Origin of the sequence: Pseudomonas sp. 2822-15, from assembly GCF_002742515.1 — a bacterium.
GTDB lineage: Bacteria > Pseudomonadota > Gammaproteobacteria > Pseudomonadales > Pseudomonadaceae > Aquipseudomonas > Aquipseudomonas salomonii.
Genome location: NZ_LJRY01000187.1, coordinates 50,483 through 73,080, shown reverse-complemented (window position 1 = coordinate 73,080; position 22,598 = coordinate 50,483). Strand labels below are relative to the sequence as shown.

Annotated in this window: 22 protein-coding genes; 18 read left to right on the top strand and 4 right to left on the bottom strand. The window is 60.8% G+C overall.

The annotated features are described in order from the left end of the window. The first annotated feature begins 56 nt into the window (after positions 1-56). Entirely contained in the window at positions 57-2,108 is a 2,052-nt protein-coding gene (gene prlC / locus AOA59_RS15100) for an oligopeptidase A (protein ID WP_065931988.1), read from the top strand. Beyond that, positions 2,105-2,380 (top strand): YheV family putative zinc ribbon protein, encoded by a 276-nt coding sequence (locus AOA59_RS15095; RefSeq protein WP_017137912.1) that lies wholly within the window; start codon positions 2,105-2,107, stop codon positions 2,378-2,380. Before prlC ends, AOA59_RS15095 begins: the two co-directional genes overlap by 4 nt. A gap of 7 nt (positions 2,381-2,387) precedes the next feature. Here the strand turns inward: AOA59_RS15095 and AOA59_RS15090 are convergent, their stop codons facing one another. Beyond that, positions 2,388-3,074 (bottom strand): dual specificity protein phosphatase family protein, encoded by a 687-nt coding sequence (locus AOA59_RS15090; protein ID WP_069785803.1) that lies wholly within the window; start codon positions 3,072-3,074, stop codon positions 2,388-2,390. Positions 3,075-3,348: 274 nt separating this feature from the next. On the opposite strand from AOA59_RS15090, the gene AOA59_RS15085 reads away from it, so the two are divergent. From AOA59_RS15085 to AOA59_RS15060, 6 genes are all read left to right on the top strand, one after another. Continuing rightward, the gene (locus tag AOA59_RS15085) at positions 3,349-4,101 is read left to right on the top strand and encodes a gluconate 2-dehydrogenase subunit 3 family protein (RefSeq protein ID WP_099488123.1); all 753 of its coding nucleotides are present in this window, start codon (positions 3,349-3,351) and stop codon (positions 4,099-4,101) included. A 2-nt stretch (positions 4,102-4,103) separates the two neighbouring features. Further along, on the top strand, positions 4,104-5,888 hold the full coding sequence (locus AOA59_RS15080) for a GMC family oxidoreductase (RefSeq protein ID WP_099488122.1): 1,785 nt from the start codon (positions 4,104-4,106) through the stop codon (positions 5,886-5,888). A 12-nt stretch (positions 5,889-5,900) separates the two neighbouring features. Further along, the gene (locus AOA59_RS15075) at positions 5,901-7,199 is read left to right on the top strand and encodes a cytochrome c (protein WP_099488120.1); all 1,299 of its coding nucleotides are present in this window, start codon (positions 5,901-5,903) and stop codon (positions 7,197-7,199) included. 81 nt (positions 7,200-7,280) lie between these two features. Continuing rightward, positions 7,281-8,339 carry a PA0069 family radical SAM protein gene (locus AOA59_RS15070; protein ID WP_056860991.1) on the top strand — a complete coding sequence of 353 codons (1,059 nt, stop codon included), beginning with the start codon at positions 7,281-7,283 and terminating at the stop codon, positions 8,337-8,339. 226 nt (positions 8,340-8,565) lie between these two features. Further along, the gene (locus tag AOA59_RS15065; RefSeq protein WP_065931983.1) at positions 8,566-9,297 is read left to right on the top strand and encodes a carbonic anhydrase; all 732 of its coding nucleotides are present in this window, start codon (positions 8,566-8,568) and stop codon (positions 9,295-9,297) included. Between the two features lie 85 nt (positions 9,298-9,382). After that, positions 9,383-10,924 carry a SulP family inorganic anion transporter gene (locus AOA59_RS15060; RefSeq protein ID WP_099488118.1) on the top strand — a complete coding sequence of 514 codons (1,542 nt, stop codon included), beginning with the start codon at positions 9,383-9,385 and terminating at the stop codon, positions 10,922-10,924. 68 nt (positions 10,925-10,992) lie between these two features. Here the strand turns inward: AOA59_RS15060 and AOA59_RS15055 are convergent, their stop codons facing one another. Next, on the bottom strand, positions 10,993-11,640 hold the full coding sequence (locus tag AOA59_RS15055) for a hypothetical protein (protein ID WP_065931981.1): 648 nt from the start codon (positions 11,638-11,640) through the stop codon (positions 10,993-10,995). A gap of 368 nt (positions 11,641-12,008) precedes the next feature. Between AOA59_RS15055 and coxB the strand changes: the two genes are divergently transcribed. The 4 genes from coxB (at position 12,009) to AOA59_RS15035 (ending at position 16,400) form a co-directional block, all read left to right on the top strand. Then, entirely contained in the window at positions 12,009-13,136 is a 1,128-nt protein-coding gene (coxB, locus tag AOA59_RS15050) for a cytochrome c oxidase subunit II (protein WP_099488116.1), read from the top strand. A 58-nt stretch (positions 13,137-13,194) separates the two neighbouring features. Next, positions 13,195-14,778 (top strand): cytochrome c oxidase subunit I, encoded by a 1,584-nt coding sequence (gene ctaD, locus AOA59_RS15045; protein ID WP_003187339.1) that lies wholly within the window; start codon positions 13,195-13,197, stop codon positions 14,776-14,778. Positions 14,779-14,925: 147 nt separating this feature from the next. Next, positions 14,926-15,477, top strand: coding sequence for a cytochrome c oxidase assembly protein (locus AOA59_RS15040; RefSeq protein WP_056860996.1), 552 nt, complete (start codon positions 14,926-14,928; stop codon positions 15,475-15,477). A gap of 35 nt (positions 15,478-15,512) precedes the next feature. Beyond that, entirely contained in the window at positions 15,513-16,400 is an 888-nt protein-coding gene (locus AOA59_RS15035; RefSeq protein WP_099488114.1) for a cytochrome c oxidase subunit 3, read from the top strand. A gap of 6 nt (positions 16,401-16,406) precedes the next feature. Here the strand turns inward: AOA59_RS15035 and AOA59_RS15030 are convergent, their stop codons facing one another. Continuing rightward, positions 16,407-16,610, bottom strand: a complete 204-nt coding sequence (locus AOA59_RS15030; RefSeq protein ID WP_016969525.1) for a twin transmembrane helix small protein — start codon at positions 16,608-16,610, stop codon at positions 16,407-16,409. Between the two features lie 43 nt (positions 16,611-16,653). On the opposite strand from AOA59_RS15030, the gene AOA59_RS15025 reads away from it, so the two are divergent. The 6 genes from AOA59_RS15025 to AOA59_RS15000 all read left to right on the top strand — a co-directional run bounded on the left by AOA59_RS15025 (position 16,654) and on the right by AOA59_RS15000 (position 21,485). Beyond that, positions 16,654-17,418, top strand: coding sequence for an SURF1 family protein (locus tag AOA59_RS15025; RefSeq protein WP_065931978.1), 765 nt, complete (start codon positions 16,654-16,656; stop codon positions 17,416-17,418). Beyond that, a complete protein-coding gene (locus AOA59_RS15020; RefSeq protein ID WP_099488112.1) occupies positions 17,384-17,968 on the top strand; it encodes a hypothetical protein in 585 nt (194 codons plus the stop codon). Before AOA59_RS15025 ends, AOA59_RS15020 begins: the two co-directional genes overlap by 35 nt. 10 nt (positions 17,969-17,978) lie before the next feature. Then, a complete protein-coding gene (locus AOA59_RS15015; protein ID WP_065931976.1) occupies positions 17,979-19,058 on the top strand; it encodes a heme A synthase in 1,080 nt (359 codons plus the stop codon). Next, positions 19,046-19,945 carry a heme o synthase gene (gene cyoE / locus AOA59_RS15010; protein ID WP_099488110.1) on the top strand — a complete coding sequence of 300 codons (900 nt, stop codon included), beginning with the start codon at positions 19,046-19,048 and terminating at the stop codon, positions 19,943-19,945. The genes AOA59_RS15015 and cyoE overlap by 13 nt, the downstream gene beginning before the upstream one ends. Then, positions 19,942-20,577 carry an SCO family protein gene (locus AOA59_RS15005; RefSeq protein ID WP_056861000.1) on the top strand — a complete coding sequence of 212 codons (636 nt, stop codon included), beginning with the start codon at positions 19,942-19,944 and terminating at the stop codon, positions 20,575-20,577. Before cyoE ends, AOA59_RS15005 begins: the two co-directional genes overlap by 4 nt. Positions 20,578-21,155: 578 nt before the next feature. Next, a complete protein-coding gene (locus AOA59_RS15000; protein WP_069785814.1) occupies positions 21,156-21,485 on the top strand; it encodes a Bro-N domain-containing protein in 330 nt (109 codons plus the stop codon). Between the two features lie 309 nt (positions 21,486-21,794). Here the strand turns inward: AOA59_RS15000 and AOA59_RS14995 are convergent, their stop codons facing one another. Next, positions 21,795-22,568 (bottom strand): MetQ/NlpA family ABC transporter substrate-binding protein, encoded by a 774-nt coding sequence (locus AOA59_RS14995; RefSeq protein ID WP_099488108.1) that lies wholly within the window; start codon positions 22,566-22,568, stop codon positions 21,795-21,797. Positions 22,569-22,598: the final 30 nt, after the last annotated feature.

The window sequence follows — 22,598 nt, the reverse complement described above, 5'->3', positions numbered from 1 at the left end:
GTAATTAAGATGGCCCCATCTTTGTCTTATCAGTTTCTTCAGCCAAGGTACCCACCGTGAGCGCGAACAACCCACTTTTGCAGTCCTACGACCTGCCGCCGTTCTCGGCGATCCGTGCCGAGCACGTGCAGCCGGCCATCGAACAAATCCTCGCTGACAACCGCGTTGCCATCGAAGGCATCCTGCAAAGCCAGGGCAAAAACCCTACGTGGGCCGGTCTGGTACTGGCCATGGACGAACTGAATGACCGCCTGGGCGCCGCCTGGAGCCCGGTCAGCCACCTTAACGCCGTGTGCAACAGCGCTGAACTGCGCGAAGCCTACGAGGCTTGCCTGCCGGCCTTGAGCGCCTATTCCACCGAGATGGGCCAGAACCGCGAACTGTTCCAGGCCTTCGAAGCCCTGGCCAACAGCCCGGAAGCCGCCGGTTTCGATGTGGCGCAAAAAACCATTCTGGAACATTCGCTGCGCGACTTCCGCCTGTCGGGTATCGATTTGCCGCCTGAGCAGCAAAAACGCTACGCCCAAGTGCAGAGCAAGCTGTCGGAATTGGGCAGCAAATTCTCCAACCAACTGCTGGACGCCACCCAGGCGTGGACCAGGCACGTTACCGACGAAGCCACCCTCGTCGGCCTGACTGATTCGGCCAAGGCGCAAATGGCCGCCGCCGCCCAGGCCAAAGGCCTTGATGGCTGGTTGATCACCCTCGAATTCCCTAGCTACTACGCGGTAATGACCTACGCCCAGGACCGCGCCCTGCGTGAAGAAGTCTATGCGGCTTACTGCACCCGTGCGTCGGACCAAGGCCCGAATGCCGGTAAGAACGATAACGGCCCGGTGATGGAACAGATCCTCGACCTGCGTCAGGAACTGGCCAAACTGTTGGGTTACGCGTCGTTCTCCGAGCTGAGCCTGGCCACCAAAATGGCCGAGTCCAGCGACCAGGTGCTGAGCTTCCTGCGCGACCTGGCCAAGCGCAGCAAGCCGTTTGCCGCCCAGGACCTGCAACAGCTCAAGGCTTACGCCGCTGAACAAGGCTGCGCCGACCTGCAAAGCTGGGACAGCGGTTTCTACGGCGAGAAACTCCGCGAGCAACGTTACAGCGTGTCCCAGGAAGCCCTGCGCGCCTACTTCCCGATCGACAAAGTGCTGAGCGGCCTGTTTGCCATCGTGCAGCGCCTCTACGGCATCGAAATCGCCGAGCAAAAAGGCTTCGACACCTGGCACCCGGATGTTCGCCTGTTTGAAATCAAGGAGAACGGCCAGCACGTCGGCCGCTTCTTCTTCGACCTGTACGCCCGCGCCAACAAGCGGGGCGGCGCGTGGATGGACGGCGCGCGCGATCGCCGCCGCACTGTCGACGGCGTGCTGCAAAGCCCGGTGGCGAACCTGGTGTGCAACTTCACCCCGGCCGACAGCGGCAAGCCTGCCCTGCTGACCCACGATGAGGTGACCACGCTGTTCCACGAATTCGGCCACGGCCTGCACCACCTGCTGACCCGCGTTGAACACGCGGGCGTGTCCGGCATCAACGGCGTGGCCTGGGATGCGGTGGAATTGCCGAGCCAATTCATGGAGAACTGGTGCTGGGAGCCGGAAGGCCTGGCGCTGATCTCCGGCCACTATGAAAGCGGCGAGCCGCTGCCCCAGGACCTGCTGGAAAAAATGCTCGCGGCGAAGAACTTCCAGTCCGGCCTGATGATGGTGCGCCAGCTGGAATTCTCGCTGTTCGACTTCGAACTGCACGCCACCCACGGCGATGGCCGCACGGTAGCGCAGGTGCTTGAAGGCGTGCGCGATGAGGTCTCGGTGATGCGTCCGCCAGCCTACAATCGCTTCCCCAACAGCTTTGCGCACATCTTCGCCGGCGGTTACGCGGCGGGTTACTACAGCTACAAGTGGGCCGAAGTGCTGTCTGCCGACGCTTTCTCCAAGTTTGAAGAAGACGGCGTGCTCAATGCCGAAACCGGTCGGGCATTCCGTGAAGCGATCCTGGCGCGCGGTGGCTCCCAGGCGCCGATGGTGCTGTTCGTCGACTTCCGCGGACGTGCGCCGTCGATTGACGCACTCTTGCGCCACAGCGGCCTGAGTGAGGACGCAGCAGCATGAGTGATGGGCCTGTGGTGACCAAAAAGCAATTTATCGCCGGGGCGGTCTGCCCGGCGTGCGAAGAGTTGGACAAGTTGAAAATGTGGACCGAAGACGATGTGCCGCACCGCGAATGTGTGGCCTGCGGCTATTCGGACACGCTGAATGAACAAGGCAATTCTGTGCCCAAGGAATTGGGCACGCGGGTCAATACGTCGGCGTTGAAGGCGCCCGCGGACCCGAAGGTGCAGGCGGTGCAGTTTTTCCCTAATCCCAAGCTGAAAAAGGACTGATACCTGCTTAAGGTGTGAGTACTAATTCGGTGTCTTTCTTGGGGTCGACACGGCCGCTACCGGCCGTGTTGATCCAGCTTTTCATCGAGCACAACGCAAACTCACTGGTGCTGCAGTCGCCATTGGCCAACGCGGTACGCAACTTGTCGATATCCGCCTTCATCATGTAGCGAACACCGTCTTTAAAGCCGTTACTTGAACCAAAGCCGCCCAGCGTCATTTCGTTCAGCGCATCCTCTTTGCTCCACCCCTGAATCACCACCCGATACATCGCCGCCATCAGGCCGGTGCGATCGGAGCCGTGCTTGCAGTGCATCAGCACCGGGCCCTGGGTTTCGGCTTCCTGGATGGCCCTGAGCGCAGCCAGCACGTCAGCATCGTCGACATGGTTGGTGCGATACGTCAGCTGCACCTGTTTGATATCAGACGTCTTCAGCCAGGGCGCATCAGATTCCGGCAGGAAGTTGATCACCGTGCCGATCTTCAGATTTTGCAGCACAGGCAGCGCAGTGCTGTCCGGCAACGCACTGCGATACAGCGTGGGCGTCATCTGGTGCAGGTTGAATTGGTCGCCCACAGGCTGTGCCCACTCAGGCGAGCGGATAGACGCAGCCTCGTCGGCCTGGGCCTGCAGTGTGGTGAACAGTGCCATGAACGCCAGGCCAAGGGCGGGCAGTAATCGAATCGTGAACATGCGCATTGAGACCGAATGGGATAGGGCTGATGGGTCACAGAGTCGCCTGCGAGGGGTCAATGCTGTGTGAGGCAGCTGTCAAAGAATCGTGAATCCGCCCATCTGATCCGCTGTTTTTCGCGCTGAATCGATTTCTCTTAATGCTTAGGCTGCTATCATTTGTAACTATTGATTGCCAGTGTGTGCTATCCCTTTGGATCCAATGCTCTGGCAAACCATCACGCTGCTCCCAGAAGCGGTGGATAAACCCGTGACCACATGATGAGGTGTACCTATGTCTGATCAAGATCAGGACAACCCGCGGCGTGACTTTTTACGCAAATCCTTGACCTTGATCCCGGTGGTCACGGTTGCCAGCACCGGCCTTGGCGGCTCGATGCTGATGGCCACACCGGAGCCGGTGCAGGCCGCGTCCGCCAAAACGCCCGCCAGCGACAAAGCCTACGAGCCGAGTTACTTCACCGCCGAAGAGTGGGCGTTTATCAACGCTGCCGTCGCCCGCCTGATTCCCGCGGATGCCCAAGGCCCAGGCGCCCTGGAAGCCGGCGCGCCGGAATACATCGACCGCCAGATGAACACGCCGTATGCCGCTGGCGCGCTGTGGTTCATGCAAGGCCCGTTCAACGCCGATGCGGCGCCAGAGATGGGCTGGCAGAGCAAATTGGTGCCCAAAGACATCTATCGCCTGGGTATTGCCGCCACGGACGCGTGGTCGAAGGCGTTCAACGGTAAAGCTTTTGCTGCGCAAGACAGCGCTACCCAGGATGACATGCTGCGCCGTATGGAGGCGGGCGGCGGCGAGATGACCGCGCATTTCGAGGCCGTACCGGCCAAGATGTTCTTCAACCTGTTGCTGCAAAACACCAAGGAAGGCTTCTTCTGCGACCCGATCCACGGTGGCAACAAAGGCATGGTCGGTTGGACCATGATCGGCTTCCCCGGCGCCCGCGCCGATTTCATGGACTGGGTTGAACGCAACGAGCAATACCCCTTCCCGGCTGTTTCCATTCGCGGCGAGAGGGCATAAACGTGGCGACCATCATGAAGAAAGTGGACGCGGTGATCGTCGGTTTCGGCTGGACCGGCGCGATCATGGCCAAGGAGCTGACGGAAGCTGGCCTCAACGTGGTAGCGCTGGAGCGCGGCCCGATGCAGGACACCTACCCGGATGGCAACTATCCCCAGGTCATCGACGAACTGACCTACAGCGTGCGTAAAAAACTCTTTCAGGACATCTCCAAGGAGACGGTGACCATTCGCCACAGCGTGAATGACGTCGCCCTGCCCAACCGTCAGTTGGGTGCGTTCTTGCCGGGTAATGGCGTGGGCGGTGCGGGTTTGCACTGGTCAGGCGTGCATTTTCGCGTCGACCCGATCGAATTGCGCATGCGCAGCCACTATGAAGAGCGCTACGGCAAAAATTTCATCCCCAAAGACATGACCATCCAGGACTTCGGCGTGAGCTATGAAGAGCTGGAGCCGTTTTTCGACTACGCCGAGAAAGTCTTCGGCACCTCCGGCCAGGCCTGGACCGTCAAAGGCCAACGGGTCGGCGAAGGTCGTGGCGGCAACCCCTATGCGCCGGACCGCTCCAACCCGTTCCCGCTGGAATCGCAGAAAAACACCGTGTCTGCGCAGTTGTTTCAGAAAGCGGCTACCGACGTCGGCTACAAACCCTACAACCTGCCGTCCGCCAATACTTCGGGGCCCTACACCAACCCTTACGGCGCGCAGATGGGGCCGTGCAACTTCTGCGGTTTCTGCAGTGGTTACGTGTGCTACATGTACTCCAAGGCTTCGCCGAACGTAAACATCCTGCCGGCGCTGCGTCAGGTGCCGAACTTTGAGCTGCGGGCCAATTCCCACGTGCTCAAGGTCAACCTCGACAGCACCAAGAGCAAGGCCACCGGCGTGACCTATATCGACGCCCAGGGCCGCGAATGCGAGCAGCCTGCGGACCTGGTGATCATCGCCTCCTTCCAGTTCAACAACGTGCGCCTCATGTTGCTCTCGGGCATCGGCAAACCTTACGACCCTATTACCAATGAGGGCGTGGTGGGCCGCAACTTTGCCTATCAGAACATGGGCACCATCAAGGCCTTTTTCGACAAGGACACCCACACCAACAACTTCATCGGTGCGGGTGGCAATGGCGTGGCCATCGATGACTTCAACGCGGACAACTTCGACCACGGCCCGCACGGCTTCGTGGGCGGCTCGCCGATGTGGGTCAACCAGGCCGGCAGCCGGCCGATTGCCGGTACGTCCAACCCGCCGGGCACGCCGGCGTGGGGCAGCGCCTGGAAGCGCGCCACCGCCGATTACTACACCCACCAAGTGTCGATGGACTCCCATGGCGCGCATCAATCCTACCGGAGCAACTACCTGGATCTGGACCCGGTTTACCGCGACTCCTACGGCCTGCCGCTGCTGCGGATGACGTTCGACTGGCAGGAAAACGACATCAAGATGAACCGCTTCATGATGGAGAAAATGGGCAAGGTCGCCGCGGCGATGAACCCCAAGGCCATTGCTGTGCTGGGCAAAAAAGTCGGTGAACAATTCAACACCGCGTCCTACCAGACCACCCACCTCAATGGTGGCGCGATCATGGGCACCGACCCGAAAACCAGTGCGCTGAACCGTTACCTGCAAAGCTGGGATGTACACAACGTGTTTGTCCCAGGCGCATCCGCTTTCCCACAAGGCCTGGGCTACAACCCTACCGGCCTGGTGGCAGCGCTGGCCTACTGGTCGGCGCGGGCGATCCGCGAGCAGTACTTGAAAAACCCCGGCCCACTGGTTCAGGCTTAAGGAGCGATGACCATGAAAGCACTTGTTATCGCGAGTTTTGCCCTGTTCAGCAGTTGCTCAGTGAGCGCGGCTGAAAACGATTTGATCAAGCAGGGCGAATACCTGGCCCGCGCCGGTGACTGCGTGGCCTGCCACACCGCCAAGGGTGGCAAACCCTTCGCCGGTGGGCTGCCGATGGAAACCCCGATCGGCGTGATCTATTCCACCAACATCACCCCGGACAAAACCGGCCTGGGCGACTACAGCTTCGAAGACTTCGACAAGGCCGTGCGCCATGGCGTCGCCAAGAACGGTAGTACGCTTTACCCGGCGATGCCGTACCCGTCCTACGCGCGTGTCAGCGACAGCGACATGCAGGCGTTGTATGCATACTTCATGAAGGGCGTGGAGCCCGTCGCCCAGGAGAACAAGGACAGCGATATTCCCTGGCCCTTGAGCATGCGTTGGCCGTTGGCGGCCTGGCGCTGGATGTTCGCGCCGGCGGTCGAGGAGCATCAGGTGCAAGCCGCAGCCGACCCGGTGGTCGCTCGCGGTGCCTATCTGGTTGAAGGCCTCGGCCATTGCGGCGCCTGCCACACCCCGCGTGCCCTGACCATGCAGGAAAAAGCCCTCAGCGCGACTGACGGCGACGCGTTCCTGTCCGGCAGTGCGCCGCTGGAAGGCTGGATCGCGAAAAGCCTGCGCGGCGACCACAAGGACGGCCTTGGCAGCTGGAGCGAGGAGCAGTTGGTGCAGTTCCTCAAGACCGGCCGCAGTGACCGCAGTGCAGTGTTTGGTGGCATGAGTGATGTGGTGGTGCACAGCATGCAGTACATGTCCCAGGACGACCTCACCGCGATTGCGCGATACCTCAAGAGCCTGCCGGCGGTGGACCCGAAGGACCAGCCGCATCAATACGACAAGCAGGTGGCCGAGGCGCTGTGGAAAGGCGACGACAGCAAGCCGGGCGCGTCGGTGTATATCGACAACTGCGCGGCGTGCCACCGTACCGACGGCCATGGCTACACGCGGGTGTTCCCGGCGCTGGCGGGTAACCCGGTGTTGCAGACGGCGGACGCCACCTCGTTGATCAACATCGTGTTGAACGGCGGCACCTTGCCGGCCACCCACACAGCGCCGTCGACCTTCACCATGCCGGCGTTCGCGTGGCGGCTGTCGGACCAGGAAGTCGCGGATGTGGTCAGTTTCGTCCGTGGCAGCTGGGGCAATCAAGGCGCACCGGTCAAAGCCAGTGAGGTGGCAGACCTGCGCAAGAGCGATATGCGCACCACGTCGGATGACGACTTGGGGCAGGTGACGCAAAAGCACTGATCCTGCCCTGGCCGCCAAACGGCACTGGTCAGAAACCTCGCGCCTCGATACTGTATATAAAAACAGTATCGAGGCGTTTTCATGACTACTGCGCTGCCGCCCCGTGGCCGGGGCACGGCCACTAACCTGCACAACCGCTTTGCGCCGACCGTCAGCGTGGCCGAAGACGACGGCTGGTTCCAGGAAGTGCCGCCGACCCAGGGCACCGAAGTGCGTATCGAAACGGCCAAGAGCATCATCACCCGCAACAACTCGCCGGATTTGCCGTTCGACCGCTCCATCAACCCCTATCGCGGCTGCGAGCATGGCTGCATCTACTGCTATGCGCGGCCCAGCCATGCCTATTGGGACCTGTCGCCAGGGCTGGATTTCGAAACCAAACTGATTGCCAAGACCAACGCCGCGGAGGTGCTGGAGCAACAGCTGTCCAAGCCAGGTTATGTGTGTGCGCCGATCAACCTGGGCTCCAATACCGACCCGTACCAGCCTATCGAGCGCGACTACACAATCACCCGGCAAACCCTCGAAGTGCTGCTGCGCTATCGGCACCCGGTGACCATCATCACCAAGGGCTCGCTGATCTTGCGCGACCTCGACCTGCTCACCGAATTGGCGCGCCAGCGGCTGGTGGCGGTGATGATCAGCCTCACCAGCCTGGACGATGAGCTCAAGCGCATCCTGGAGCCGCGCACGGCGGCGCCCAAGGCGCGTTTACGGGCGATTCGGGTGATGCGCGAGGCGGGTATCCCGGTGGGTGTGCTGTGCTCGCCGATGATCCCGATGATCAACGACAGCGAGCTGGAAAGCCTGCTGACCGAAGCCCACGCTGCCGGTGCGCAGAGCGCCGCCTACATGATGCTGCGGCTGCCGCTGGAAGTGGCGCCGCTGTTCGAGGAATGGCTGGCGGCGCATTACCCGCAACGCGCGGCCCATGTGATGAGCTTGGTGCGTCAGGTGCGCGGCGGCGAGGTGTATGACAGCCGTTTCGGCGTGCGCATGCGTGGTGAGGGGCCGTTTGCCGATTTGCTGGCACAGCGTTTCAACAAGGCGATCAAGCGGCTGGGGCTCAATCGACGGGAAGGGTTTAATCTGGATTGTACGGCGTTTTGCCCGCCGGGCAGGCAGATGGCATTGTTGTAAACTGAAGAGAACGATGGCGTCATTCTGTAGGAATAGTCGCGTTTTGACATCACTGCAACCCGCGTTCTAGAGCGGTTCATTCAGTTTGAGTTAAGTTTCGGCGGTTACCTTGTTCAGCGAGTGACTGATGAGTCGGCGCCTTGGGTTGTTTAGTTTTTCAACTTTTCCGATGGCCAGACGTCGAACTGACCTGAACACTCCCCTGCATTAATCAAGAGGATGAATCATGAGTGACAAGGATAAACAGCCGTTGGCTGCGTCGGCTTCAGCCCCTCAGGTGGCGGAGTCTGCCGATGCAGCGTTAAAGCACATCGTTGACGGCTTTTTGCATTTCCATCACGACGTCTTCCCGCAGCAGGAAGAACTCTTCAAGAAACTCGCCACGGCCCAGAGCCCACGGGCGATGTTTATTACCTGTGCCGACTCGCGCATCGTGCCGGAGCTGATCACCCAAAGCTCCCCCGGCGATTTGTTCGTGACGCGTAATGTCGGCAACGTGGTGCCGCCCTACGGTCAGATGAACGGCGGGGTTTCCACCGCCATCGAGTACGCGGTACTCGCCCTGGGCGTACAGCACATCATCGTGTGCGGGCACTCCGATTGCGGCGCCATGCGCGCGGTACTCAACCCTGACAGCCTGGAAAAAATGCCGACGGTACGCGCGTGGTTGCGTCACGCCGAAGTCGCCAAGTCCATGGTCGAAGACAACTGCGATTGCGCCAATGAAGGCGAGAGCATGAAGGTGCTGACCGAAGAAAACGTCATCGCCCAGTTGCAGCATCTGCGTACCCACCCTTCCGTGGCTTCGCGCATGGCCAATGGTCATTTGTTTATCCATGGTTGGATCTACAACATCGAGACCAGCGAAATCCGCGCTTACGATGCAGACCAGGCGGCATTCAGACCGCTGAACGGCACCGAGCCGATTCCTTGCGCGACGCCTAGAGCGCGCTTCTAAAACACTTCCCTGCCGGGTCAAGCGGTGGCTGCCATGGATGCAGCCAGGCTTTGCCGCGCCCGGCGAATCCCTCGGGAGAGCCATCATGCGTGCTGCTCAATTGAAAGCTGTATTGCCACGGGAGCTGCTGGCCTCGGTGGTTGTGTTTCTGGTCGCCCTGCCCTTGTGCATGGGTATTGCGATCGCGTCCGGCATGCCGCCGGCCAAGGGGCTGATCACCGGGATTATCGGTGGCCTGGTGGTGGGTTGGCTGGCGGGCTCGCCGCTGCAGGTCAGTGGCCCTGCGGCGGGTTTGGCGGTGTTGGTGTTCGAGCTGGTGCGCCAGCACGGGATGATGATGCTGGGGCCGATTCTGTTGCTGGCGGGTTTCCTGCAACTGGTGGCCGGGCGCTTGCGCCTGGGCTGCTGGTTCCGGGTCACGGCGCCGGCGGTGGTGTACGGCATGCTGGCAGGCATCGGCGTATTGATTGTGCTGTCGCAGGTGCATGTGATGCTCGACGGCGCGCCCAAGCCCTCGGGGCTGGATAACCTGGCGGGCTTCCCGGCGGCCGTGGCCGAAGCGATCCCGACGCTGGGCGGTGGTCTTGGTTGGCAGGCGGGCTTGCTGGGCCTTTCGACCATGCTGGTGATGTACTGCTGGGATAAATTCCGTCCGCAAACACTGCGTTTCGTACCGGGTGCCTTGCTGGGCGTGGGCCTGGCGACGGTAACCAGCCTGGTGCTGGCGTTGCAGGTCAAGCGCGTAGAGGTGCCGGAAAATCTCGCCGACGCCATCGACTGGCTACGCCCCAGCGACCTGCTGAACCTGGCCGATCCGCAACTGCTGATCGCCGCCTTCGCCGTGGCGTTTATTGCCAGCGCCGAAACCCTGCTGTCTGCGGCAGCGGTCGACCGGATGCACAGCGGCCAGCGTTCGGATTTCGACAAGGAACTGTCTGCCCAAGGTGTGGGCAACATGCTCTGTGGTTTGGTTGGCGCCTTGCCGATGACCGGCGTGATCGTGCGAAGCTCGGCCAACGTGCAGGCCGGCGCCACTACGCGGCTGTCGGCGATGTTCCACGGTGTGTGGCTACTGGGCTTTGTGTTGCTGCTGTCGAGTGTGCTGCAAAGCATTCCGGTAGCAAGTTTGGCGGGCGTGCTGGTGTACACCGGGATCAAGCTGGTGGACGTCAAAGCGTTTCGCGCGCTGGGCCGTTATGGGCGGATGCCGATGTTTACCTACGCCGCCACGGCACTGGCGATCATCTTTACCGACCTGTTGACCGGCGTATTGGTGGGCTTCGGGCTCACATTGCTGAAGCTCGCGTTTAAAGCTTCGCGATTGAAAGTCAGCCTGATCGATTTGCCCCAGGACGGTGAGATGGAGCTGCGATTGACCGGTGCGGCGACCTTCCTGAAAGTGCCGGCGCTGACTCAGGTGCTGTCGACGGTGCCTGCGGGGACCACCTTGCATGTGCCGCTGAGCAACCTGAGCTACATCGACCATTCGTGTCTGGAGTTGCTGGAGGAATGGGGCCGTGCGAATGCGGCCAAGGGCTCGACGCTGGTGATCGAGGCGCGGGGGTTGAAGCGCAGGCTCGAAGGCCGGGTGCGGACGACGGTGGGGATAGGTTCGGCGCCTGTCTGAATTCCACAAAAAATTGTGGGAGCCGGGCAAGCCCGGCTCCCACAGTGGTTCTATGTTCACTCGGAAAATCAGGCTGGCTGATCCAGCGACAACTCAACGCCCAGTTGCCGCGACAGGCACGGCCAGCGCTTCCACGCCGCTTCCGTGTTCGGGCTCTTGAGTGTTTCGCGATACGCCTCAACCGACTCCAGCGCAAAGCTCTCTTCGTTGAGCATCTCATCCACCGCCAAATGCACGGCTTCATCCAGCTGATTGGCGAATTGCTCACCGATCAGTTGATGGGCAATCAAGTTGGCGACGGTGGTATCTGCCGGAATCAACGGCTGGCCGAAATGCTTGATATACAGGTCGTTGACCTCTTCAACCAAGCGGTGAGCCAGGTAGGCCTCATCCAGCAGGCCGTCCAGGCCTTCATGGCCGGCCAGGATTGCAGGCGGCTGCAGGAAGAAATGCTCGGCGATTTTCAGCACCGGTTTGATCTGGCTTTCGATACCGGCTTCGCGGGCCACATCGTTGGCGGCTTCCAGCAAGTCCGGAACCAGTTCGATGTAGGCAGTGACAAAGCGGGACATGACAATGTTGCTATCACCGTCAGCCAGGGAGATGGCCGAATGCAGGTGCGGCAATTGTTTTTCCAGTTGCAGGGCAAGCTGGCCCGTAGTGGCTTCGTGTTGATGGGCACGGGAAATCTGCTCGCGCAATGCGGCGGTGTTCATGAAGGCTCCAGTGAAACAGGCGTAGGAAAAGGAGAGGATAAGGTAGCTCGTTTATACGAGCGCCTAAGATGCATTTGTCATAATTATTTCATGGTTATGCGTGTGCGTTATATCGAAATGCCATCGTTCGTCGGATAAACGTTTGCGCCCCCGGTTTTATTGGGGCCGCCTGTCTGTTTCTGCTCATTTGCCCCTACACATTGCGGGGTTGCCCCGGCTGTCTATACTCGGATTTGTACGCAATTAGCTGATGACGCCCAACTGCATGACGCAGGCAAGGCTTGGCGGTTGTAAGCAGTATGGAAGCCGCTCCCTTCGCCGCAGGTGCAAACCGGCGGGATAACAAGAAACATAAAGGGGAACCCGCAATGACGCGACATCCACACGTTTGGATGGGCCTACTGTTGTGGTCAGTATTCGGCCAGGCGCACGCCGCCTGGACAACGAATATGGCGCCAGGGGCTACTGAAGTCAGTCACGCCGTGTTTGACCTGCACATGACCATTTTCTGGATCTGTGTGGTGATCGGCATCGTCGTGTTTGGCGCGATGTTCTGGTCGATGATCCTGCACCGCCGGTCCACGGGCCAGGTGGCGGCCAAGTTCCACGAGAGCACCACCGTGGAAATCCTCTGGACCGTAGTGCCCTTGCTGATCCTGGTGGCCATGGCCATCCCGGCAACCAAAACCCTGATCAACATCTACGACAGCAGTGAGTCGGATATCGATATCCAGGTCACCGGCTATCAGTGGAAGTGGCACTACAAATACCTGGGCCAGGACGTGGAGTTCTTCAGCAACCTGGCCACGCCCGCCGAGCAGATCCATAACCAGGCCACCAAAGGCGAGCACTATTTACTCGAAGTCGACCAGCCGCTTGTGCTGCCGGTGGGCGCCAAGGTGCGCTTTCTGGTGACGGCCGCCGACGTGATCCACTCCTGGTGGGTGCCGGCCTTTGCGGTCAAGCGCGATGCGATCCCCGGCTTCGTCAACGAGGCCTGGACCCGGGTCGAGAAGCCCGGCATCTACCGTGGCCAGTGCGCCGAGCTGTGCGGTAAGGACCACGGTTTCATGCCGATTGTGGTCGAGGTCAAATCCAAGGCTGACTACGACACCTGGCTGGGCGAGCGCAAAGCAGAGGCCGCCAAACTCAAGGAACTGACCTCCAAAGAGTGGACGCTGGACGAACTGGTGGCGCGTGGCGACAAGGTTTACCACACCACCTGCGTGGCCTGTCACCAGGCCGAAGGCCAGGGCCTGCCGCCGATGTTCCCGGCGCTCAAAGGCTCGCCGATTGCCATCGGGCCCAAGGAAGATCACCTGCACCGCGTGTACTTCGGCAAGCCCGGCACCGCCATGGCGGCGTTCGGCAAACAGCTGTCGGAAGTCGATATCGCCGCCGTGGTCACCTACGAGCGCAACGCCTGGGGCAACAACAAAGGCGACATGGTCACGCCCAAAGACGTGCTGACTCTGAAACAGGCGGAAAGCAAATGACGGCCTCAACTGCGTATGCCCTGAACCGCACAGCCCCTTCCTTTGCAGGAGAACGGCCATGAGCACTGTGATCGACCATGGTCATGCCGACCATGCCCACGGCCCCGCCAAAGGCTTGATGCGCTGGGTGCTGACCACCAACCACAAAGACATCGGCACGATGTACCTGTGGTTCGCCTTCACCATGTTTCTGCTCGGCGGCTCGTTCGCCATGGTGATTCGCGCCGAGTTGTTCCAGCCCGGTCTGCAGATTGTGCAGCCGGCGTTCTTCAACCAGATGACCACCATGCACGGCCTGATCATGGTGTTTGGCGCGGTGATGCCGGCGTTTGTCGGCCTGGCCAACTGGATGATCCCGCTGATGATCGGCGCGCCGGACATGGCCTTGCCGCGCATGAACAACTTCAGTTTCTGGCTGTTGCCTGCGGCTTTCCTGCTGCTGGTCTCGACGTTGTTTACGCCGGGCGGCGGGCCGAACTTCGGCTGGACCTTCTACGCCCCGCTCTCCACCACTTACGCGCCGGAAAGCGTGACGTTTTTCATCTTTGCCATTCACCTGATGGGCATCAGCTCGATCATGGGCGCAATCAACGTGGTCGCCACCATCCTCAACCTGCGCGCGCCGGGCATGACCTTGATGAAAATGCCGCTGTTCGTCTGGACCTGGCTGATCACTGCCTTCCTGCTCATCGCGGTGATGCCGGTGCTGGCCGGTTGCGTGACCATGATGTTGATGGACATTCACTTCGGCACCAGCTTCTTCAGTGCGGCCGGTGGCGGTGACCCGGTGTTGTTCCAGCATGTGTTCTGGTTCTTCGGCCACCCCGAGGTGTACATCATGATCCTGCCGGCGTTTGGCGCCGTGAGCTCGATCATCCCGACCTTTTCGCGCAAGCCGCTGTTCGGCTACACCTCAATGGTCTACGCCACGGCGAGCATCGCGTTCCTGTCGTTCATCGTGTGGGCGCACCACATGTTCGTCGTGGGCATTCCCCTGGTGGGCGAGTTGTTCTTCATGTACGCCACGCTGCTGATCGCAGTGCCCACGGGCGTAAAGGTGTTCAACTGGGTGAGCACCATGTGGCAAGGCTCGCTGACCTTTGAGACACCGATGCTGTTTGCCGTGGCCTTCGTGATTCTGTTCACCATCGGCGGTTTCTCCGGGCTGATGCTGGCGATTGCCCCGGCGGACTTCCAGTACCACGACACCTACTTTGTGGTGGCACACTTCCATTACGTACTGGTGCCCGGCGCGATCTTCGGCATCTTCGCCTCGGCCTACTACTGGCTGCCGAAATGGACCGGCCACATGTACGACGAAACCCTGGGCAAGCTGCACTTCTGGCTGTCTTTTGTGGGCATGAACATGGCGTTCTTCCCGATGCACTTTGTGGGGCTGGCCGGCATGCCGCGCCGGGTGCCGGACTACAACCTGCAGTTCGCCGACTTCAACATGGTGTCCTCGATTGGCGCGTTCATGTTCGGCGCCACGCAGATCTTCTTCCTGTTTATCGTGATCAAGTGCATCCGTGGCGGCCCGCCGGCGCCGGCCAAGCCGTGGGATGGCGCTGAAGGCCTGGAATGGAGCGTCCCCTCGCCTGCGCCGTACCACACGTTTACGACGCCGCCGGAGGTCAAGTGAACGCTTTATCGCGCTGTGAACACCGTCAGTGTGGGAGCGGGCTTGCTCGCGAATGCGGTGTGTCAGTCGCCGCAAAAGTTGTTTGGCCTACCGCATTCGCGAGCAAGCCCGCTCCCACATGGACCGCATTCGCCTTGGGTGAGCGCCATGCTTGAGTCCGTCCCCATCAAGCGCCTGGTCACGCGCCTGCTGATCCTGGTTGTGGCCATGTTCGCCTTCGGCTTTGCCCTGGTGCCGATCTACGACGTGATGTGCAAGGCATTCGGCATCAACGGCAAGACCGCCGGGCAGTACGAAGGTGAGCAGTTGGTGGACCCTACGCGTCAGGTGCGCGTGCAGTTCATGTCCACCAATGCCATCGACATGGTCTGGGAATTCCACTCCAAAGCCGATGAGGTGGTGGTCAACCCCGGCGCTGTCACCGAGATGCTGTTCGTGGCCTACAACCCCACTGACAAACCCATGACTGCCCAGGCTGTACCGAGTATTTCCCCGGCCGAAGCGGCGATGTATTTCCACAAGACCGAATGTTTTTGCTTCACCCAGCAAGTGCTGCAGCCAGGTCAGCGCATTGAAATGCCCGTGCGCTTTATCGTCGATCGCGCCATGCCCAAGGATGTGAAGCATTTGACCCTGGCATACACGCTGTTTGACATCACTGCGCGCCAACCGCCGGTGGCCGTCCGTACCGGCGGCTAGCTACTGTTTGCCCCCTCAATCAGGAGAGCGAATACATGTCGTCTCATGATACGTACTACGTACCAGAGCAAAGCAAATGGCCAATAATTGCTACGTTTGGCATGTTGATCACGGTGTACGGCCTGGCCGTGTGGTTCAACGACCTCAAGGCAGCGCGCCCGGAATCCCACGGCCCGTGGATCTTTTTCGTCGGCGGGCTGTTGCTGGCCTACATGCTGTTCGGCTGGTTCGGCGCGGTGATCAAGGAAAGCCGCGCGGGTTTGTACAGCGCGCAGATGGACCGCTCGTTCCGCTGGGGCATGACCTGGTTCATCTTTTCCGAGGTGATGTTCTTTATCGCGTTCTTCGGCGCACTGTTTTACGTGCGGCATATGTCCGCGCCATGGCTGGCGGGCGAAGGCTCCAAGGGCGTCGCGCACATGCTGTGGCCGAACTTCGAATTTGCCTGGCCGCTGCTCAACAACCCTGACCCGAAACTGTACCCGCCGCCCGAAGGCACCATCAGCCCGTGGGGCCTGCCGCTGGTCAATACGATCTTGCTGGTCAGCTCCAGCGTGACCATCACCATCGCCCACCACGCGTTGCGCAAAGGCCATCGCGGTGCGCTGAAAATCTGGCTGGCGCTGACCGTGCTGCTGGGTTGGGCGTTTTTGGGCTTTCAGGCCGAGGAGTACATGCACGCTTACAAAGAGCTGGGCCTGACCCTCGGCTCGGGCGTGTACGGCGCGACGTTCTTCATGCTCACTGGCTTTCACGGCGCCCACGTGACCATCGGCACCCTCATTCTGTTCGTGATGCTGATGCGCATCCTCAAGGGGCACTTCAACGCCGAGCACCAGTTCGGTTTCGAGGCGGCCAGTTGGTATTGGCACTTTGTGGATGTGGTGTGGATCGGCCTGTTTTTCTTCGTTTATGTGCTGTGAGGCGTTTTACCACGGTGCATGAGAGACCAACTGGCCGCTGAAAAAGCCCCAGGCGATCAAGCCCACGGTGATCGCGGCCAGTACAACACGCACGGTCAAGGCAGTGACGAGGCGGTTGGAGTTGCCCTCGTCCTTGACCAGAAAGAACAAGCCACTGAACAGGCTCACGACAGTCGCGATCAGCATCAGGGCAATGGCTGCTTTGAGCATGGTCAGGTTCCATTCGGATGGGCGGGCAATGAAAAGGCGGGCAATGAAAACAAGTATAGCCAGCGCCATAAAAGACTTTCGCCCAGGGCTCGTTCCCACGCTGGTGGTGCTCGTATTACTGCCGTTGATGGTGGGTTTGGGGTTCTGGCAACTGGCTCGCGGGCATGAAAAACAGCGGCTGGTGGACAGCTATGCCGAACGGCGCGTGGCTGAGCCGGTCAGCAGCGTTCAGCTTCAGGGCATGGCTGACCCGGCCTTTCGCCGTGTGCGCCTGCGCGGCCAATTCGACGCCGAACACAGCGTGCTGCTCGACAACCGTATGCGCGACGGCAAGCCCGGTGTTGAGCTCTTGCAGCCCTTTCATGACCAGGCCAGCGGCGAATGGCTGTTACTCAATCGCGGCTGGCTGCCCTGGCCGGATCGGCGCACGCCGCCCGTGTTCACCACGCCTGAACAACCGTTGAATCTGGATGCCTGGGTGTACGTCGCCCCCGGCGAAACCTTCCAACTGCACGCCGACCCCGCCACCACGCAATGGCCGCGCTTGCTGACTGCGCTGCATCCCGCCGCGCTCTGGGCGGAGTTGGGCCGCAGCGGTTTCGCCTTTGAGCTGCGCGCCGAGCCTGGCCCCGGCACCTACGACACGACCTGGCCGGTGGTCGCCATGGGCCCGGAAAAACACTTGGGCTACGCCGTGCAGTGGTTCGCCATGGCACTGGCGTTGCTGGCGCTTTACCTCTACCTCGGATGGCATAACAAAAAGGAGAAACCCCATGGGAGCGGCCATGAATCCACCCAGCACGTCTGAGGCGCCCGACCGGCGCAAAGGCCGCTGGCAGCTGATTCTGATTTTGATGATGGTGATCGGCCCGATGGCGCTGGCCACCTTTATGTACAAGTTGCAGTTCTGGGTGCCCGACAGCCGCAGCTACCACGGCGAGATGATCGGCAACGGCCAGACCCGCGCCGACATCGGCGTGCAGGCCGATGAAGAACGTTGGCAACTGCTGGTTACCGCGCCCACCGCCTGCGCCGCCGACTGCCGGCAACTGGTGTACCTGGCGCGCCAGCTGCAAATCAGCCTGGGCCGCGATGCCTCGCGCGCCAGTCATGCACTGGCCGGCGCGCAACCGGTGAGCACGGATTACGACGCCAAGCTCAAGGCCGAATACCCGCAACTGCAGCGCTACCCGCTGGACCTGACCACCTTCAGTAAAAACGCGGCCGCGCCGGGTGAGGCGCAACTGTGGATCGTCGACCCCCACGGCAACCTGGTGCTGCGCTACGACGCCAAGGTCAAGGGCAAGGACTTGCTCAACGACCTGCGCCTGCTGCTGAAACTGTCGAACATCGGATAAGGGCATCGTCATGGCCAAACCTGGATTTCGCCTCGCGTTGTTTGCCACCTTGCTGGCGCTGCTGGTCGTGCTGCTCGGCGCCTATACGCGCCTGACCCACGCCGGCCTCGGCTGCCCGGACTGGCCCGGCTGCTACGGGTTTATCAGCGTGCCGCAAAGCGAAGCCCAGCTGGCGCATGCCGAGCTGCATTTTCCCGATACGCCGGTAGAGGCCGACAAGGGCTGGGCCGAGATGACCCATCGCTACTTTGCCGGCACCTTGGGCTTGCTGATCCTGCTGCTGGCGGCGCGTTCGTGGAGCCATCGGCGTGATCCGGGGCAGCCAGTGAAATTGCCGCTGTTTGTGTTGGCGGTGGTGTTTGCCCAGGCGGCGTTCGGTATGTGGACGGTGACATTGAAGCTGTGGCCGCAAGTGGTCACGGGGCATTTGCTCGGCGGCTTTGCCACATTGAGCCTGTTGTTTTTACTCACCTTGCGACTGTCCGGCGTGTTGCCCGCGCTGATCGTACCCAAGCGCCTGCAATATTGGGCGACAGCTGGGTTGGTGCTGGTGATCGGGCAGATCGCGTTGGGTGGTTGGGTCAGTTCCAACTACGCGGCCGTGGCCTGTGTCGACCTGCCGACGTGCCATGGCGAGTGGTGGCCGGCGGCGGACTTTGCCAACGGGTTTCACCTCACTCAGCATATCGGCCCCAATTACCTCGGCGGCCAGCTCGACAGTGAAGCGCGCACGGCCATCCACCTGACCCATCGCATCGGCGCGGTACTGGTGACGCTGGTGTTGCTGGGCCTGGCCTGGCAATTGCGCGCCGTGGGCATGACGCGGCTGGCAGGCTTGCTGTTGATCGCCCTGGCGGCGCAAATCTGCCTGGGCGTGAGCAATGTGGCGTTCGGCTTGCCACTGCCGGTGGCGGTCGGGCACAACGCCGGTGGGGCGGGTTTATTGCTGACGCTGGTGCTGGTCAATTACCACGCCCGAACCAGCCTGGTGCGGGTGCGCAATCAGCTGCCGTTTGGCTGGCGTTTTATCCCGCGCAAACACGTGTCGGGCCTCATCACCCTTAAAGGAGAGATGCCATGGCGACCTTGATCGGCGCGCGTCACGATCAGGCGATCTGGCGGGATTACCTGGAGCTGACCAAGCCGAAAGTGGTGGTGCTGATGCTCATCACGTCCTTGGTGGGCATGTTCCTCGCGACCCGCGCCGGGGTGCCGTGGACGGTGCTGGTGTTCGGCAATTTGGGTATAGCCCTGTGCGCCGGTGGCGCGGCAGCGGTCAACCATGTGGTGGATCGGCGCATCGACGCGGTGATGGCGCGCACCCATAAACGGCCGTTGGCAGAAGGGCGCGTGTCACCCGTGGCGGCATTGGTGTTTGCATTGTTTCTGGCCGTTGCAGGTTTGGCCTTGTTACTGGCGTTTACCAACCCGTTGGCGGCCTGGCTCACGTTGGCCTCTTTGCTGGGTTACGCGGTGATCTACACCGGCTTTCTCAAGCGCGCCACGCCACAAAATATCGTGATCGGCGGCCTGGCCGGTGCGGCGCCGCCGCTGCTCGGCTGGGTCGCGGTTACCGGGCATGTCAGCGCCGAGCCGCTGCTGCTGGTGCTGATCATCTTCGCCTGGACCCCGCCGCACTTCTGGGCCCTGGCCATTCACCGCAAAGAGGAATACGCCAAGGCCGATATCCCGATGCTGCCGGTCACCCACGGCGAGCACTACACCAAGGTGCATATCCTGCTCTACACCTTCGCCCTGCTGGCGGTGAGCTTTATGCCTTATGTGATCCATATGAGCGGCCTGCTGTACCTGGCGTGTGCGCTGGTATTGGGCGGGCGCTTTCTGCAATGGGCCTGGGTGCTGTACCGTGGCAGCAAGCCGCACGCGGCGATCAACACCTTCAAGTACTCTATCTGGTACTTGCTGCTGCTGTTTATCGCGCTGCTCGTCGACCACTACCTATTGTTGAACCTATGACTCGAACTCAAAAAACCGTCTTTATCCTGGTGGCCATCGTCGCGTTGATCATGGGCCTGACCGTTAACAAAGTGCTCAGCGGCAAAGGCCAGGGCGACCCTACCGCACTGATCGACGCCGGCATTATCCTGCTGCCGCAAAGCCGCCAGCTGCCGCCGGTAACCATGACCAATCAGGACGGCCAGCCGGTGGTGGTCAACGAGTTGAAAGGCAAATGGAGCCTGTTGTTTTTTGGCTACACCTTCTGCCCCGACATCTGCCCGACCACCCTCGCGCAACTGCGCCAGATCAAGAGCGAGCTGCCTAAAGAGGCGGTGGATAAGTTGCAGGTGATCCTGGTCAGCGTTGACCCGAACCGCGACACACCGACCCAGCTCAAGCAGTACCTGGGCTATTTCGACCCGCAGTTCGAAGGCCTGACCGGTGCGAATGTGGAGGATGTGCAGAAGGTTTCGAACGCGGTGAGCATTCCGTTTATTCCGGCCGATACCAGCAAGCCCAACTACACCGTGGACCACAGCGGCAACCTGGCGCTGATCGGCCCGGATGGGACGCAGCGTGGGTTTATTCGTGCGCCGCTGAATAATCAAAAGCTGGTGGCGCAGTTGCCGGGTTTGCTACAGCGCAAATGATCGTTCCCACGCTCTGCGTGGGAATGCCTCCTGTGACGCTCTGCGTCGCAACCTCAACAGCGGGACGCAGAGCGTCCCGGGCTGCGTTCCCACGCGGAGCGTGGGAACGATCACTCGCCTCCCTAGCAAACTACACAAATCACCTGTGGGAGCTGGCTTGCCTGCGATGGCGGTGGACCAGCTTGTATCTCAGTTGCTGATCCACCGCCATCGCAGGCAAGCCAGCTCCCACAGGGGATTTGTGCAAAGTTTGAACAGGGTGTCGTCGGAGATTTCCCACGTGTTATCGCGCTGTGCGTGAACTTGTTGGACGGTCTTGGGGTGGCTAGTCTTTGGCCTGTCGCTGCAAATTCAGTGACAGGGCGTAGGAACCCTTTTATGTACCCTTGGCGTCATAGCGCCATCGTCTGATTGCGGCGTTTTTTTTGTGCCCGTACTATCAGTCGCGGCGGCTATGCGCGGGCACGTTTCGACGTGGCTGAGATCCCCGGGTACTCGGTTCCTACCCCGCGTATGGCTGCCACCCATGCCCGTAGGAAGGCTGTTGGCAGCTCCTGTTTATACCCGGAGTTGTCCCAATGCAAACACTTACCCCTGATCCACCGATCACACCCAAAGTCTTCACCCGCCACCATCACCAGCTGCACGCCGTGCTGATAGAAGACCAGCCATGGTTCAGCGCCTGCGACATCGGCCACCTGATGGGCCTGCACCTAAACCCGGCGTTACTGCGCAAGCTCGATCCCGACCAACAACACACCCTGCCGCTGATTACTCATGGCCACTGTGCGCCGACGTTGATGGTCAGTGAGTCTGGTGTCTACGCGCTGCTTATCTACCACTATTACCCGGAGAATCGGTGCCTGCGCCAATGGTTAACCCATGAGGTGATACCGGCCCTGCGCTGACAGCAAAAGCCACACAAAACAAATGTGGGAGCTGGCTTGCCTGCGATAGCGGCGGGTCAGCAGGATGATCGTTCCCACGCTCTGCGTGGGAATGCCTCCTGTGACGCTCTGCGTCACGACCTCAACAGCGGGACGCAGAGCGTCCCGGGCTGCATTCCCACGCGGAGCGTGGGAATGATCACAACACAAAACAAATGTGGGAGCTGGCTTGCCTGCGATAGCGGCCGGCCAGTCAACATCTTCAGTGACTGACACTCTGCTATCGCGGGCAAGCCCGCTCCCACATTAGGTTTACGGTGTAGCTCTGGATCAGAACGCCGGCAGAATCGCGCCTTTGTACTTCTCAAGAATGAACGCTTTCACTTCTGGCGTGTGCAGGGCTGCAACCAGCTTCTTCACGGCGTCCGAATCTTTGTTGTCTTCGCGGGTCACCAGGATGTTCACGTAAGGCGAGTCGTTGCCTTCGATCACCAGCGCATCCTTGGATGGGTCCAGCTTGGCTTCCAGAGCGTAGTTGGTGTTGATTAGCGCCAGGTCGACCTGGGTCAGCACGCGCGGCAGGGTCGCGGCTTCCAGTTCGCGGAATTTCAGGTTTTTCGGGTTGGCGGTGATGTCCTTGATGGTCGACAGGATGTTGGTCGGGTCCTTCAGGGTGATCAGGTTGTGCTTGGCCAGCAGCAACAGGGCGCGGCCGCCGTTGGTGGCGTCGTTCGGGATCACGACATTGGCGCCGCTTGGCAGGTCTTCCAGCTTTTTGAACTTGCTGGAGTAGGCGCCCAGGGGTTCCAGGTGTACCGCGCCAACGCTCACCAGGTGAGTGCCCTTGGCTTTGTTGAACTCATCCAGATACGGCTGGTGCTGGAAGAAGTTGGCGTCCAGGCGCTTTTCAGCCACTTGTACGTTTGGCTGCACGTAGTCGGTGAAAACTTTGACCTGCAGGTCCACGCCTTCTTTGGCGAGTGCAGGCTTCACGAATTCGAGGATTTCCGCGTGGGGCACCGGCGATGCAGCGACTGTAATAGTCTCGGCAGCATGGGCAGAAAACGCGGCAACGGCGGCGAAAGCAACCAGTAGTTTTTTCATCCAACAAGCTCCTTGTTCGGGCATGTGCCG